The organism is Streptococcus infantis (genome assembly GCF_047464715.1).
Taxonomy (GTDB): Bacteria; Bacillota; Bacilli; order Lactobacillales; family Streptococcaceae; genus Streptococcus; species Streptococcus infantis_S.
Window position 1 is genome coordinate 37,194 of the sequence record NZ_JASHBJ010000004.1, and the last position, 12,882, is coordinate 50,075.

16 protein-coding genes are annotated in these 12,882 nt (G+C 40.2%); 5 read left to right on the forward strand and 11 right to left on the reverse strand.

The features are described 5' to 3' along the window. Positions 1–39: 39 nt before the first annotated feature. From QM419_RS07210 to mnmA, 5 genes are all read right to left on the reverse strand, one after another. Positions 40–174 (reverse strand): hypothetical protein, encoded by a 135-nt coding sequence (locus tag QM419_RS07210; RefSeq protein WP_259274709.1) that lies wholly within the window; start codon positions 172–174, stop codon positions 40–42. Between the two features lie 87 nt (positions 175–261). After that, complete coding sequence (mnmG, locus tag QM419_RS07215) at positions 262–2,178, reverse strand: tRNA uridine-5-carboxymethylaminomethyl(34) synthesis enzyme MnmG (protein WP_016466468.1); 1,917 nt, start codon at positions 2,176–2,178, stop codon at positions 262–264. 8 nt (positions 2,179–2,186) lie between these two features. After that, positions 2,187–2,642 (reverse strand): NUDIX hydrolase, encoded by a 456-nt coding sequence (locus QM419_RS07220; RefSeq protein WP_254727286.1) that lies wholly within the window; start codon positions 2,640–2,642, stop codon positions 2,187–2,189. Positions 2,643–2,786: 144 nt separating this feature from the next. Next, positions 2,787–3,401, reverse strand: a complete 615-nt coding sequence (locus QM419_RS07225) for a MarC family protein (protein ID WP_002894248.1) — start codon at positions 3,399–3,401, stop codon at positions 2,787–2,789. Between the two features lie 19 nt (positions 3,402–3,420). Continuing rightward, positions 3,421–4,542 (reverse strand): tRNA 2-thiouridine(34) synthase MnmA, encoded by a 1,122-nt coding sequence (gene mnmA, locus QM419_RS07230; RefSeq protein ID WP_414272964.1) that lies wholly within the window; start codon positions 4,540–4,542, stop codon positions 3,421–3,423. A 306-nt stretch (positions 4,543–4,848) separates the two neighbouring features. Between mnmA and QM419_RS07235 the strand changes: the two genes are divergently transcribed. After that, positions 4,849–5,676 (forward strand): hypothetical protein, encoded by an 828-nt coding sequence (locus QM419_RS07235; protein ID WP_414278339.1) that lies wholly within the window; start codon positions 4,849–4,851, stop codon positions 5,674–5,676. A 161-nt stretch (positions 5,677–5,837) separates the two neighbouring features. On the opposite strand, the gene QM419_RS07240 is transcribed toward QM419_RS07235, so the two are convergent. After that, complete coding sequence (locus QM419_RS07240) at positions 5,838–6,035, reverse strand: hypothetical protein (RefSeq protein ID WP_414278390.1); 198 nt, start codon at positions 6,033–6,035, stop codon at positions 5,838–5,840. Between QM419_RS07240 and QM419_RS07245 the strand changes: the two genes are divergently transcribed. Further along, positions 6,018–6,290: a hypothetical protein gene (locus QM419_RS07245; protein WP_414278340.1), complete on the forward strand. Its 273-nt coding sequence runs from the start codon at positions 6,018–6,020 to the stop codon at positions 6,288–6,290. The genes QM419_RS07240 and QM419_RS07245 overlap by 18 nt on opposite strands. A gap of 21 nt (positions 6,291–6,311) precedes the next feature. On the opposite strand, the gene QM419_RS07250 is transcribed toward QM419_RS07245, so the two are convergent. Beyond that, complete coding sequence (locus QM419_RS07250) at positions 6,312–6,932, reverse strand: LysM peptidoglycan-binding domain-containing protein (RefSeq protein WP_414278341.1); 621 nt, start codon at positions 6,930–6,932, stop codon at positions 6,312–6,314. Positions 6,933–7,172: 240 nt separating this feature from the next. On the opposite strand from QM419_RS07250, the gene sdaAB reads away from it, so the two are divergent. From sdaAB to QM419_RS07265, 3 genes are read left to right on the forward strand one after another with little or no spacing between them, the layout of a single operon-like run. Continuing rightward, positions 7,173–7,844, forward strand: a complete 672-nt coding sequence (gene sdaAB / locus QM419_RS07255) for an L-serine ammonia-lyase, iron-sulfur-dependent subunit beta (protein ID WP_414278342.1) — start codon at positions 7,173–7,175, stop codon at positions 7,842–7,844. A gap of 8 nt (positions 7,845–7,852) precedes the next feature. Continuing rightward, entirely contained in the window at positions 7,853–8,725 is an 873-nt protein-coding gene (sdaAA, locus tag QM419_RS07260; protein ID WP_414278343.1) for an L-serine ammonia-lyase, iron-sulfur-dependent, subunit alpha, read from the forward strand. Positions 8,726–8,747: 22 nt separating this feature from the next. Continuing rightward, positions 8,748–9,380, forward strand: a complete 633-nt coding sequence (locus tag QM419_RS07265) for an HAD hydrolase-like protein (protein WP_414278344.1) — start codon at positions 8,748–8,750, stop codon at positions 9,378–9,380. A gap of 69 nt (positions 9,381–9,449) precedes the next feature. Here QM419_RS07265 and QM419_RS07270 read toward each other — a convergent pair whose 3' ends face one another. The 4 genes from QM419_RS07270 to QM419_RS07285 form a co-directional block, all read right to left on the reverse strand. Further along, positions 9,450–9,809: a DUF805 domain-containing protein gene (locus QM419_RS07270; protein WP_414278345.1), complete on the reverse strand. Its 360-nt coding sequence runs from the start codon at positions 9,807–9,809 to the stop codon at positions 9,450–9,452. Positions 9,810–9,882: 73 nt separating this feature from the next. Next, on the reverse strand, positions 9,883–10,347 hold the full coding sequence (locus QM419_RS07275) for a DUF805 domain-containing protein (protein WP_414278346.1): 465 nt from the start codon (positions 10,345–10,347) through the stop codon (positions 9,883–9,885). A 167-nt stretch (positions 10,348–10,514) separates the two neighbouring features. Continuing rightward, positions 10,515–10,871: a DUF805 domain-containing protein gene (locus tag QM419_RS07280; protein WP_178895584.1), complete on the reverse strand. Its 357-nt coding sequence runs from the start codon at positions 10,869–10,871 to the stop codon at positions 10,515–10,517. A 156-nt stretch (positions 10,872–11,027) separates the two neighbouring features. Next, the gene (locus tag QM419_RS07285; RefSeq protein ID WP_414278347.1) at positions 11,028–12,878 is read right to left on the reverse strand and encodes a polysaccharide biosynthesis protein; all 1,851 of its coding nucleotides are present in this window, start codon (positions 12,876–12,878) and stop codon (positions 11,028–11,030) included. Between the last annotated feature and the right edge of the window lie 4 nt (positions 12,879–12,882).

A 12,882-nucleotide genomic window follows, 5' to 3' on the forward strand; every position in this document is an offset into this window, starting at 1 on the left:
CTCTCCTATATTTTAATTTGTTCTAGTATATCAAAAAGTCTAGTTCTTGTCAGCCTGCTGAGGACATTTGTTCAGCTTTTTACAGAGATTAGCGAAGTATTCAATCTCATAAAAACGATGATAAGACGCTTTTTTATAGGCTTCTAAAAAAATTTTTTCTTCTACTGTCAGCATAGTCATTTCTCCTTTTCTCTTAATTCGAAAAATGAAGAAAAAACTAAAAAAGCTGAAGCCCTCAATAGAGAATTCAGCTTTTTATTTTTAGTCAGCTTTTTTTTCTAAGTTTTTAGAAATACTTCGATTTTTACCTTCTAAGTACACCATAAGAATGGAAATATCTGCTGGGTTTACACCTGAAATACGGCTAGCTTGGCCGATAGTTTCCGGATTGATGAGTTTGAACTTCTGGCGAGCTTCTGTCGCAATGGAATCAATGTCATCCCAGTCGATGTTAGCTGGAATGCGTTTTTCTTCCATGCGTTTCATCTTGGCAACCTGATCCATGGCTTTTGAGATATAGCCTTCGTACTTGATTTCTGTTTCAATCAATTCGATAATCTTGTCATCCAATTCTTCAGCAGCAGGTCCAATGAAGGCTACCACATCTTGGTAAGAGACTTCTGGGCGACGGAGGAATTCCTTGGCTGTCACCGCATCCGTCAAGGGCTTGAATCCCATCGCTTCAACCTTAGCGTTGGTTTCCTTGACTGGCTTGAGTTTGATGCTATCTAAACGCTTCATTTCATTTTCAAATTGATTTTTCTTGATTTCAAAACGAGCCCAGCGTTCATCGTCCACGAGACCAATCTCGCGCCCCATCTCAGTTAAACGCATATCGGCATTGTCATGACGAAGAATGAGGCGGTATTCGGCACGACTGGTCAAGAGACGGTAAGGTTCAATGGTACCCTTGGTCACCAAGTCGTCAATCATCACCCCGATATAACCGTCACTTCGTTTCAAAATCAACTCAGGCTTACCTTGGATTTTCAGAGCCGCATTGATACCAGCAATAATCCCTTGACCAGCAGCTTCTTCGTAACCTGACGTTCCATTTGTCTGACCAGCTGTGAAGAGCCCCGAAATTTTCTTGGTTTCCAGAGTTGCACGCAATTGGTGAGGCAAGACCATATCATACTCGATAGCATAACCCGTTCGCATCATCTCTGCATTTTCCAAACCTTTGATGGAATGTACCAAGTCACGTTGCACATCCTCAGGAAGACTGGTTGAAAGCCCTTGAACATATACTTCTTCTGTATTGCGTCCTTCTGGCTCAAGGAAAAGTTGGTGACGTTCCTTGTCCGCAAAACGTACAATTTTGTCCTCAATCGACGGACAGTAACGAGGTCCCACTCCCTTAACCACACCTGTAAACATAGGCGCACGGTGGAGATTGTTTTGGATAATTTCATGACTGGTACCATTGGTATAAGTCAACCAACATGGTACTTGGTCCTTTACATAATCCTCATCACGTGAAGTATAAGAAAAGTGATTTGGTGTTTCATCTCCTGGCTGGATTTCTGTCACATCATAGTTGATAGAGGAAGCCTTGACACGTGGAGGTGTTCCTGTCTTGAAACGACCGATCTCGAGGCCCAATTCCTTGAGATTGTCAGCTAGGTTAATCGAAGCTAAGCTGTGGTTAGGACCTGACGAGTACTTGAGGTCTCCGATGATGATTTCCCCACGGAGGGCTGTCCCTGTAGTCACAATAACAGCCTTTGCAGCATACTCTTGATGGGTCGCTGTACGAACACCGACAACCTTGCCATCTTCCACCAAAATCTCATCAATCATAGTTTGACGAAGAGTGAGATTCTCTTGATTTTCAACCGTTTTGCGCATTTCCTTAGAGTAAAGCTCCTTGTCAGCCTGCGCACGAAGGGCACGAACAGCAGGTCCTTTCCCAGTGTTGAGCATCTTCATCTGGATGTAAGTCTTGTCAATAGTTTTTGCCATTTCGCCACCAAGAGCATCGACTTCACGCACAACAATCCCCTTGGCAGAACCACCAATAGACGGATTACATGGCATGAAGGCCAGCATTTCAATGTTGATAGTCGCAAGCAAAACCTTGCAACCCATACGGCTCGCAGCTAGGGAAGCTTCGACCCCCGCATGTCCCGCACCGATTACAATAATATCGTATTCTTCTGTAAAATTATAAGTCATTTTCTCTCCTATTCCTCAAGATGAATGTGTCTTAGTCGGCCGTCCCAATCTGGTAGGGCTGTTTTTAAAAAGGCTGGAACCAGCTGAATATCCACAAGCTTGTCCAAGTCAATCCACTCACAGGGCTGCGTTTTTTCGTCCTCCTGCATGGTCAATGGGGCATCCTCAAGTAATTCCACTAAATAATGAAACTCGATGTTGTGATAATAGACGCCGTCTTCTTCAAAACGATTTTCAACCACGAAAGCTAGTTGTCCAGCTTGAGCTTTGACACCCAGTTCTTCCCTCACCTCACGGACTACCGCATCTTCCGTTCTTTCGTTGACTTGAATAGCACCGCCGATGGTGTAATACTGGTCCTTATCTTTGGTGACTAGGAGCTTATGATTTTGGAGAATCAAGGCTGTTGCCCGAACACCAAAAACAGTGTTTCCCACCTTTGTCCGAAAGTCTTGTTGAGTCATTTTTGCCCTTTCCTTTAAACGACACAAAAACAGTCAAAACTCGTAAGAAGTGCAGAACAAAAAGCCTGCAATATCCATGAGCTTTGACCATCATGACTATTGTTAAAGTTATTTTATCAAATCAAATCGTTTTGTCAATGCAAATCACTGTTTGAGCAAGGTCTGCACACTGACGATAATCATCTGTATTCCTATCGAGAATAGTAAAAGTCCCATCATTTTCGTTATAATTTTCATCAAATTTTCTCCCAAGAAGCCTGCAATTTGTTTTGCACTTCTTAACAGGAGATAAGTGATGACACATAGTAGAGCAAAAGCAACTACGGTTATCAGTTGATTCTGCAAACCTCCATTAGCCAGACTTAAAGCAGTTGTAATTGTACCTGGTCCCGCAAAAAGTGGCATTGCAAGAGGAGAAATAGCAATAGACATTGGATCTGAATTTACTGCTTGCTGCTCCATTCCTTTATAGCTGGGTGAATGATTACCATTAATCATATGATAACCGATAACGGCCACTAATATTCCACCAGCAATTCTGAAAGAAACAATTGTAATTCCAAATACTTTAAAAATGAAATCTCCTGAAAAGATAAAAACAGTTACAATAACAAAGGCAATTAAAAGACTCCTAAAAGCAATTTTTCGTGAAATTTTTTGACTATCATCTGCTACTAAAGCCATGTAAGCAGGAAGATTTGAAATTGGGTTCATTATAGCGAAAAATGCCATAAATGCATAAAAAAATTGAGAACTCATCATTTTTACTTAACTCCAGTTAGACATACTGACAAACCGTGCCATCACGGTAGGCATTGTCAATTAAACCGCCACCTAAACACTCTTCGCCATCATAAAAGACAACTGCCTGTCCTGGTGTAATGGCGCGCTGTGGCTCCGCAAAGATGACCTCTGCCTGATCCCCTTTGACATGTACAGTCACCTTCGAGTCTGGTTGACGATAGCGGAACTTAGCAGTACATTCAAGCGTAAATTCCTCTGGCATGTCACGGGTAAAGTGGACTTGACTAGCTTGTAAACTTGTTGACATGAGCGAATCATGGTAGAAGCCTTGGCCTACATAGAGAATATTTTGGCTCAAATCTTTTCCGACAACAAACCAAGGAGCATTGTCACCGCCGTGTTGACCACCGATACCAAGTCCTCCACGCTGACCAATCGTATAATACATAAGGCCTGCATGCTCACCCATATCGCGACCATCTACAGTCATCATACGACCAGGTTGGGCTGGTAGGTAGTTGCTGAGAAATTCTTTAAAGTTCTTTTCTCCGATAAAGCAAATTCCTGTTGAATCTTTCTTCTTAGCAGTCGCAAGGCCTGCTTCTTCTGCTAGTTTGCGAACTTCAGGCTTTTCCAAATGTCCCAGTGGGAACATGGTTTTTTGTAATTGTTCTTGTGAAAGTTGGCTGAGAAAATAGGTCTGGTCTTTGCCATTGTCCACGCCACGAAGCATGTGAACAATGCCATCCTCATCACGCGCCACACGGGCATAGTGACCAGTCGCCACATAGTCTGCCCCCAAGGTCATGGCATAGTCCAAAAAAGCCTTAAACTTGATTTCCTTGTTGCACATAACATCTGGATTTGGCGTGCGTCCTGCACGGTATTCCGCTAGGAAATACTCAAAAACGCGGTCCCAGTACTCTTTTTCAAAGTTTACAGAGTAGTAGGGAATGCCAATCTGGTCTGCCACTGCAGCCACGTCCTTGTAATCTTCGGTCGCCGTACAGACGCCGTTTTCATCTGTGTCATCCCAGTTCTTCATGAAGATACCGATCACATCGTAGCCCTGCTCTTTAAGCAAAAGAGCCGTCACCGACGAATCAACACCACCACTCATCCCCACGACAACACGTGTTTTAGAGTTATCACTCATGGTAGTTCTCCCATCTATTCGTTTATTCACGATTGAAGGTCGTGTTTGCTATCACGATTGAAGGTCGTTTGAGCAGTTTTCATTATAACATGCTTGGTTAGAGAAGACAAGAAAGAGGCTGACAATCTATCACCCTCTTCTGTAAATACATGAAGATAAGAATACAAAAGAAATCAATTCATACCTAAATTTCTATTCTCTTTATAAACTTATTTTTTAAAATCAACTAAAAATGATATACTGTAATAAGGAGGAATGCGCACATGATTCCATACATACACCATCATCCATGTGCGTAGGACTAATGTGAATAACTACAAAGATATTCTAAAATCAAAAAATACTATTTTTATTATTACACTTATTGCAGGTATTGGACTTTTGACAGGCTTGGTCATTCATCAAGAAAAAATCCAAGCAGAGAGAGGAAACATTGCTTTTGTCAACCATCAAAAGAATCATCAAGATGTTGAACAAGTAAAAAATGCTATTAAAAACTTCGATATCGATTCTGAAACCATTATAGAGGATTGGAAAAAAATCCAAGAATTGAAACCAACTACTGATGAAGGCAAAAAGACACTAGCAAACTTTCTTACTGCTACAGCCGATAAAGTCACAAATCACTATAGTGAAAAAGCTTTGAAATTAGATATAAAGGATTCTGATAGCCAGTTTCAAGATAAACAAGCACTTGAAACAGCCATCACTTCCTTGCAAAAAATAATAGACATCATTAAAAACATTAATTCTGCCAGCGACCAAACTGCTCTTGAAGAAAAGATAAAACCAATTCAAGAACTAATCTCTAAATTCCAAAAACAAGTTGAAATCTTGACCAAAAAAGAAGAAGAAAAAACTACCCAAACAGAAACGACTACTAGAGATGCCGGACTAGAAGCCAGCCGTTCAGAAGATAGTAGCTATATTCAAAGTTATCCAGAAACAAATGGAAGCATATCTAATTCTCAAGCACCTGCAACGGACCAATACTCAACTGATAGTGCTAGCAGTGGAGGAGATAATGGTGCTAATACAGGAGGTCAAACAGAGGCTAATACCAATAGTAATCATGCTGAAGATAGCAATACAAATAGTCATCAACCTACTAATTCAGGTGTAGAAAATCCATAAACTTGTCAGAGCCTTAATAAATCTGCTACCACTAATGTTTACATCAAATAAAAATAATAGTACATAAAAAGAGCCATTCCAGGCTCTTTTTTAGGGCTCTATGATATTTGTAGTGGGTAAATTCCCTATAGATATTATGGAGCCAATTATTGATTAAAACTTTAGTCATCTTCGTCTCTATAAAAATATTTTCTATACACTCTTGATAATACCAAAATTAATGCCAATATCATACCAAGAGCCATAATAATAGAATTTATTAGATTTATTTTAGTATGTCCAATCACTAGTCCAACAATTGGACTAGTAGACATGCTTAGATATAATAAAAATGACAAAATATGATGTTGCTTTTGAATCTCTCAACTCTTTATCTTTACAATGGTGATAAGTTGCTTTGCAAACAGCTTTGCTACACTCTCTTGGAGGAAGCAAAAATAAGCAAACAGTATGACACACTTGCTTTTTCCTATATTCGTATAGGCATTTGTACTAATGATGCTCAGTTGATACAAAATGGACTCTCCTTAGCTAAGCTAGTAGAAGATGAACACTTACTAACAGAACTAGAGCGAGAAGTTGATATCTTTGTAAACAAAAAAGAAAGTCATTGAGACTTCCTTTTCTATATCTTCTTAATACCAACCGTTGTTAAGCCAGAAGTTCTTAGCAGCTGTCCATGAACCGTAACGTCCTGCAACATAAGCATCTGCTACACGTTCTTGGTTTTCAGCTGAGTAGTCACCGTTCAAGTAAGAATCTGTCAATTGGTAACGACCGATGTAACGTCCGTTTGTAGCTGTGTAGCTACCGCCTGATTCTTTTTGAGCGATCCATTCTTTCGCTTCTGCTTCAGATCCGCTTACAGTTGCAGCTGGAGCTGAGTAGCTTTCTGTCGCTGCAGGTGCTGGAGCTTCGTAAGTAGCTTCATATGTAGTTTCTTCTACAACAGTTTCAGCAACTGCTGGAGTTTCTTCAACTTCTGCTACAGGAGCTTCTGTTGTTGTAGTTTCAGCAACTGGAGCCGCCCCATCAATAACCAATACTTGGTCAATAAAGATAAGGTCAACATTTTTAATGTTGTTCAATTTAGCTAATTTTTCAACTGTTGTGTTGTGAGTTTCAGCAATTTCTGAAAGAGTGTCTCCAGGTTTAACTGTGTAAGTTTTTGTTTCTTGTGCAAAAGTTAGTGATGGTGCAAGGAAAGCAAGTACAACTGCAAATCCTGCAAGTTTAGATTTAATGTTTAATTTCATTTAAAAAAGTTCTCCTTTTTTCTTATACTACCATGATACCTTTCTAATGTTACTATTTGTTAACGAATTTGTGTAGAAATGTTACAGAACTGTGATTTATTTACCTGAAAAAAGCGTTTTTTGTTACAAAACCCTTAGTATTAAAGGTTTTTGCTATTTTTATATATTTCAGAATGTAAATAAGCACTTACATCCAATCTTTGATATAATAGAAGTAAGAATCTTTTTAAGGGGAAACAGATGCAATCACTTCGTTTTCAATCTGTCTTTGATATCATTGGACCAGTCATGATTGGGCCATCTAGTAGTCACACGGCAGGAGCTGTTCGTATCGGTAAAATCGTTTCATCTATCTTTGATGATACTCCAACTGAAGTTGAATTCCAGCTTTTTAACTCTTTTGCAAAAACCTATCGTGGACACGGGACAGACCTTGCCCTTGTAGCTGGGATCTTAGGAATGGATACCGATGACCCTGAAATTCCAAATAGTTTAGAAATTGCTCATAAGCGTGGCATTAAAATCGTATGGGCCATCCAAAAGGACAGTAATGCTCCCCACCCAAATACTACGAAAATCACTGTTAAGAACGATCGTAAGACTATCAGCGTAACAGGAATTTCAATCGGCGGTGGAAATATCCAGGTGACAGAACTCAATGGTTTTGCGGTATCCCTCAACATGAATACACCTACTATTATCATCGTTCATCAAGATGTTCCAGGTATGATTGCTCATGTGACAGAGGCCCTATCACGCTTTGACATTAACATCGCTCAAATGAATGTGACCCGAGAAAAGGCCGGGGAGAAAGCCATTATGATTATCGAAGTTGATAGTCGCAACTGTGAAGAATCTATCGAAGAAATTCGTAAAATTCCTCATTTGCACAATGTCAATTTCTTTCAATAGGAGAAAATATGTTTTACTCTATCAAAGAACTAGTCGAACAAGCCGAACTTGACTTCCAAGGAAATGTTGCTGAGCTCATGATTAGGACTGAGTTTGAGCTAACTGGTCGTGAGCGAGAAGAAGTTCTCCTTCTCATGGAACGTAACCTCGAAGTCATGAAAGCTTCCGTCGAGCTTGGTCTCAGCGAAAAGAAATCTCGTAGCGGTCTGACTGGTGGTGATGCAGCTAAGCTCGACCACTACATCAAAAGAGGAAAGACCTTATCAGACTTCACTGTCTTGTCTGCCGCCCGTAACGCCATTGCCGTTAATGAGCACAATGCCAAAATGGGCCTTGTGTGTGCGACACCAACCGCAGGTAGCGCAGGCTGTCTTCCTGCAGTTCTCACATCTGCTATTCAAAAGTTAGATTTAACGCATGAACAACAACTAGATTTTCTCTTTGCTGCTGGTGCTTTTGGGCTCGTCATTGCTAACAACGCTTCTATCTCGGGAGCTGAAGGAGGCTGTCAAGCCGAAGTTGGATCTGCCTCTGCCATGAGCGCTGCTGCCCTAACTCTAGCTGCAGGTGGAACTCCTTATCAAGCGAGTCAGGCTATCGCCTTCGTTATCAAAAACATGCTCGGTCTTATCTGTGACCCCGTTGCAGGTTTGGTTGAAGTCCCTTGTGTCAAGCGTAATGCTATGGGAGCAAGCTTCGCCTTCATCGCAGCTGATATGGCTTTAGCTGGTATCGAATCAAAAATTCCAGTTGATGAAGTCATTGATGCCATGTACCAAGTGGGCTCTAGTCTTCCAACTGCCTTTCGTGAAACTGCCGAGGGTGGGCTCGCTGCCACACCGACAGGTCGTCGCCTTCAAAAAGAAATCTTCGGCGAATAATTTCAAATTACTAGGAGAATCAATGTCATCTCTATCAGCCATCTTTTTTGATCTAGATGGAACCCTTGTAGATAGCTCAATTGGTATTCACAATGGGTTCACCTATACTTTTGAACAACTGGGAGTCCCTAGTCCAGATGCAAAAACCATCCGTGGCTTTATGGGACCACCATTGGAAACTAGTTTCGCTAGTTGCCTCCCAGCAGATCAAATCGAGACAGCTATCCAACTTTATCGTTCCTATTATAAGGAAAAGGGAGTTTACGAAGCCCAGCTCTTTCCACAAATCAAGGAGTTGCTCACTGAACTAGCTCAACAATATCCTCTCTATATCACGACCACAAAAAATACCCCGACAGCAGTCCATATGACAAGCAACTTTGAAATTGATCATTTCTTTGATGGCATCTATGGTTCAAGCCCTCAAGCAGTGCACAAGGCAGATGTCATTCGTCAAGCTTTGGCAACTCATAACCTGGCTCCAGAAAAAGTGGTCCTTATCGGCGACACTAAGTTTGATATGATCGGTGCCCAAGAAACTGGTATTAAAAAACTAGCGGTTACTTGGGGATTTGGCGACGAAAAGGAGCTCATGACCTATCAACCTGAATGGGTTGCTCATCAACCAAGAGATATTTTACGTCAACTACAATAGAAGATTTTAAAAAACACTCCAATTTTATTGGAGTGTTTTTAACTTGTGATTACTTCGGTCCGTCATTTATTAGCCAGACACTTCCTTAGTTGGCATTGCAAACAGGGCTAAAAGAATAAAGCCTCCCATTGGAGCGAAAGCGAGAAAAATGAAGGCCCAATGAAAGCCAGCGTCGCGTAAACGACGAACTCTTAGAGCGATACTCGGTATGAATATCACTAAATAAAAAATGATATAAAAACTCAGAAGTCCAATACTTGCGACAGGGTCTGCTACTTCTTCTTCAGTGAAAACAGCCTGAAAATAGGTAATGTAAAGAGGAATGGATAAGATACTGTTCATTAACCAAACCCACCAAAAATCTGGACGTGTTGAACGCCCTGAAAAATCTGCAAATCCTTTAAAAAATTTTTTATAAGCGTTAATCATAGGATACTCCGTATTAGATCTTAAACAAGGAAAAGTACTACCAAACAAGACTCAATCGTAAAACAAGAATCTCTTAGTTCTTATCTGATTCTTCGAATGGTGTCACCTCGATGACTTCTTCGACATTAACTGCCTGAGGTTCACTGTAGTTTACCACTTCAATCTCTTTTGTTGGCATAGCGAGTAGAATCAACAAAGCAAGACCCCCCATTGGGACGAAGCGAAGGAAAATAAATGCCCAGTGAAAACCAGCATCACGCAAACGACGAACCGACAAAGCTAGTGTTGGCACTAAGATTGCTAGGAAGAAAACTAAATAAATAATAACAACTAAGCCAAACACCATAAAAGTCGCTTCGCTCACTGAGTCGTCTATCGAATCCATCACGGTACTAAGTAATACAGTGTAGAAATAGATGATCCAGAAAGGAATAGAAAGGATGAAGTTTCCTAACCAAACCCACCAGAAATCTGGACGCGTCGAACGCCCAGTGAACTCTGCATAATTCTTAAAAAAATTTTTATACGCGTTAATCATAGGATACTCCCATTTTTTATTTTACTAGTAGATACTGTACAGTTATAGAACACTCCCAAATCTAGTAAAAGACCTGGGAGTGTTAGCAAATTGTTCAATAATATTCAAGAAGTCCTATGCAAGATTGAAACTTCTTAGTCCTTGTAGCATTCTTCAGATAGTTAATCTTATAGTGTTTCCTTTGTTGGCATAGCGAAAAGTACTAGAAGAACAATACTACCTAGTGGAACGAATAAAATAAAGATCAATGCCCAGTGGAAACCAGCATCACGAAGGCGACGGACCATCAAAGCAAGTGACGGCAATAAAAGTGCTAGGCCAAAAATAAAATAGATAATAGCGATAAAGCCCAAAGATATAAGAGCACCCTCGTTTCGCGAATTAGCCAGAGCATTTCCATATGTTAAGAAGAAAGGAATATAAAGAATAATATTTCCAAGCCAAACCCACCAATAGTCGGAACGTGTTGAACGACCTGCAAAATCTACATATCCTTTAAAAAAATTCTTATAAGCGTTAATCATAAGTTACTCCCTAATTTTTTATTTACTATAGTTTACCATATCTGTCCAATAATAACAAGTTTGTTCAAAAAACTCTGAAAGTCTCTCGAAATCTAGAAAAAAAGATATTATCTGTTCCTTCTATAAAAGAAGTCGCGGATAATATCTCATCTATATTTAGTCAACATGTGTTGTTTCGTTAGCAAAGCTAATAATAGCTCTCTTCAACTCAGAACCCTGCATAGTACGGAATTCTTCAATCTTCTGATTGATTATTTCAAGAGGCATCACATTTACCTTACCAACAAAGATTTTGTCCATTACTTGATTGTCAACTAATTCAGTTGATACAAGTAACTCTTCGTATAGTTTTTCACCTGGGCGAATACCTACTTCTACGATTGGAATTTCATTTTCAGTATGGCCACTGAGTAGAACCATTTTCTTAGCCAAGTCGTAAATGCGTACTGGTTTACCCATATCAAGGATAAAGACTTCTCCATCCTTGGCATAAGCTCCTGCATGAATCACCAAACGACTAGCTTCTGGAATAGTCATAAAGTAACGAGTCATCCGGAAGTCCGTCACCGTTACAGGCCCACCTTCAGCAATCTGACGTTCAAAAACAGGAATCACACTACCACGACTACCGAGTACGTTACCGAAACGCACCGCACAATAGGTTGATTGGCTACGTTGGTTAAAACCTGTAACAATCAACTCAGCCACACGTTTAGTTGCTCCCATTACGTTTGGTGGATTAACGGCCTTATCTGTCGAAATCATGACCATTTTTGGAACTCGAGCAGCGTCAACTGCCTTAGCAACATTATAAGTTCCAAGGATGTTATTCTTGAAGGCTTCTTTTGGATTACGCTCCATCATCGGAACATGTTTATGGGCTGCAGCATGGTAAACAATAGCTGGTTCGTACTGCTCAAAAACTTGAAGCAAACGATCGTAATCTTGAATATCAGCAATGACAGGAACAAAATCAATTTCCTGGAACTTGCGAATCAATTCATGGTAAATAAGATAAATAGAGTTTTCTCCATGACCGAGCAGAATGACACGTTCAGGATTGAAACGACTAACCTGACGACAGATTTCTGAACCGATTGATCCTCCGGCACCGGTCACCAAGATGGTTTTGCCAGTGATTTCAGAACCCAGACGTGATTCATCAAGCTGAATCTCCTTACGTCCTAAAAGGTCTGTGATATCAATCTTCTGGAAACTACCTGCTTGAGGTTGGATGCCTTGCACAACTGACTCAATCATCGGCATCTTATAGCATTTTACACCGATATGGTTACACATTTGCAGGATTCGCTCATATTCAGATGGATCTAGTGACGGAATCGCAACGATAACTTTTTCAACTCTATAGCGTTTAGCCAATTCTGGTAGATCATCATAAGAACCCAAAACTGGGATTTTACCAAGCTTTTGTCCTTTTTTCTTTTCATCATTATCCAAAATCCCAACCAGTTCAAGGTCACTAGTAGGATGTTGGTAGCTGTCCATAAAGAGCGCACCACCATCGCCTGCACCAATCAAGAAGGTACGACGGTGTTCTCCTTCGCCATTTCCCTTTCTACGTCTTGAGTAAATCAACTGCCAAGTGATACGAGGAAGTAGAATCAAGAAAGTTGTTAATAGGATAAAGAGTACGATAAAGCGGACAGAAAAGAGTGGCAAGAAAGCATAGCAGATCACATAAGAGAAGATACTACTGATAGTCACTCCGAAGAAAATCTTCATAAAATCTGTGATTTTGCTATATCTACTAATACTAGCATTCAGCCCCCAAAATCCAATCATAAGCTGGTAGAAAAGGAAGGTTAGGCCTGTGTAAATGACATAGTCTACCGGGGCTGGATTAATCAAGCCATAAAATAGAATATAGGAAACAATAATTGATAAGACCATACTGGCAATATCAAAAAATCCCCAAAAAATTTGTTTCTGTTGTTTATTTAATACTTCAACCAGATCAATTACGTAATCTGTTATTTTTTTATTCATGTGA

What these genes read in the sequence shown, in the direction of transcription:
- sdaAB (WP_414278342.1), top strand. Translation starts at nt 7,173, where the DNA reads ATGCAATCACTTCGTTTTCAATCTGTCTTTGATATCATTGGACCAGTC.
- QM419_RS07250 (WP_414278341.1), bottom strand. Translation starts at nt 6,932, where the DNA reads ATGAAATTAAACATTAAATCTAAACTTGCAGGATTTGCAGTTGTACTT.
- mnmG (WP_016466468.1), bottom strand. Translation starts at nt 2,178, where the DNA reads ATGACTTATAATTTTACAGAAGAATACGATATTATTGTAATCGGTGCG.
- QM419_RS07275 (WP_414278346.1), bottom strand. Translation starts at nt 10,347, where the DNA reads ATGATTAACGCGTATAAAAATTTTTTTAAGAATTATGCAGAGTTCACT.
- QM419_RS07265 (WP_414278344.1), top strand. Translation starts at nt 8,748, where the DNA reads ATGTCATCTCTATCAGCCATCTTTTTTGATCTAGATGGAACCCTTGTA.
- sdaAA (WP_414278343.1), top strand. Translation starts at nt 7,853, where the DNA reads ATGTTTTACTCTATCAAAGAACTAGTCGAACAAGCCGAACTTGACTTC.
- mnmA (WP_414272964.1), bottom strand. Translation starts at nt 4,542, where the DNA reads ATGAGTGATAACTCTAAAACACGTGTTGTCGTGGGGATGAGTGGTGGT.
- QM419_RS07225 (WP_002894248.1), bottom strand. Translation starts at nt 3,401, where the DNA reads ATGAGTTCTCAATTTTTTTATGCATTTATGGCATTTTTCGCTATAATG.
- QM419_RS07285 (WP_414278347.1), bottom strand. Translation starts at nt 12,878, where the DNA reads ATGAATAAAAAAATAACAGATTACGTAATTGATCTGGTTGAAGTATTA.
- QM419_RS07245 (WP_414278340.1), top strand. Translation starts at nt 6,018, where the DNA reads ATGATGTTGCTTTTGAATCTCTCAACTCTTTATCTTTACAATGGTGAT.
- QM419_RS07270 (WP_414278345.1), bottom strand. Translation starts at nt 9,809, where the DNA reads ATGATTAACGCTTATAAAAAATTTTTTAAAGGATTTGCAGATTTTTCA.
- QM419_RS07280 (WP_178895584.1), bottom strand. Translation starts at nt 10,871, where the DNA reads ATGATTAACGCTTATAAGAATTTTTTTAAAGGATATGTAGATTTTGCA.
- QM419_RS07220 (WP_254727286.1), bottom strand. Translation starts at nt 2,642, where the DNA reads ATGACTCAACAAGACTTTCGGACAAAGGTGGGAAACACTGTTTTTGGT.
- QM419_RS07210 (WP_259274709.1), bottom strand. Translation starts at nt 174, where the DNA reads ATGCTGACAGTAGAAGAAAAAATTTTTTTAGAAGCCTATAAAAAAGCG.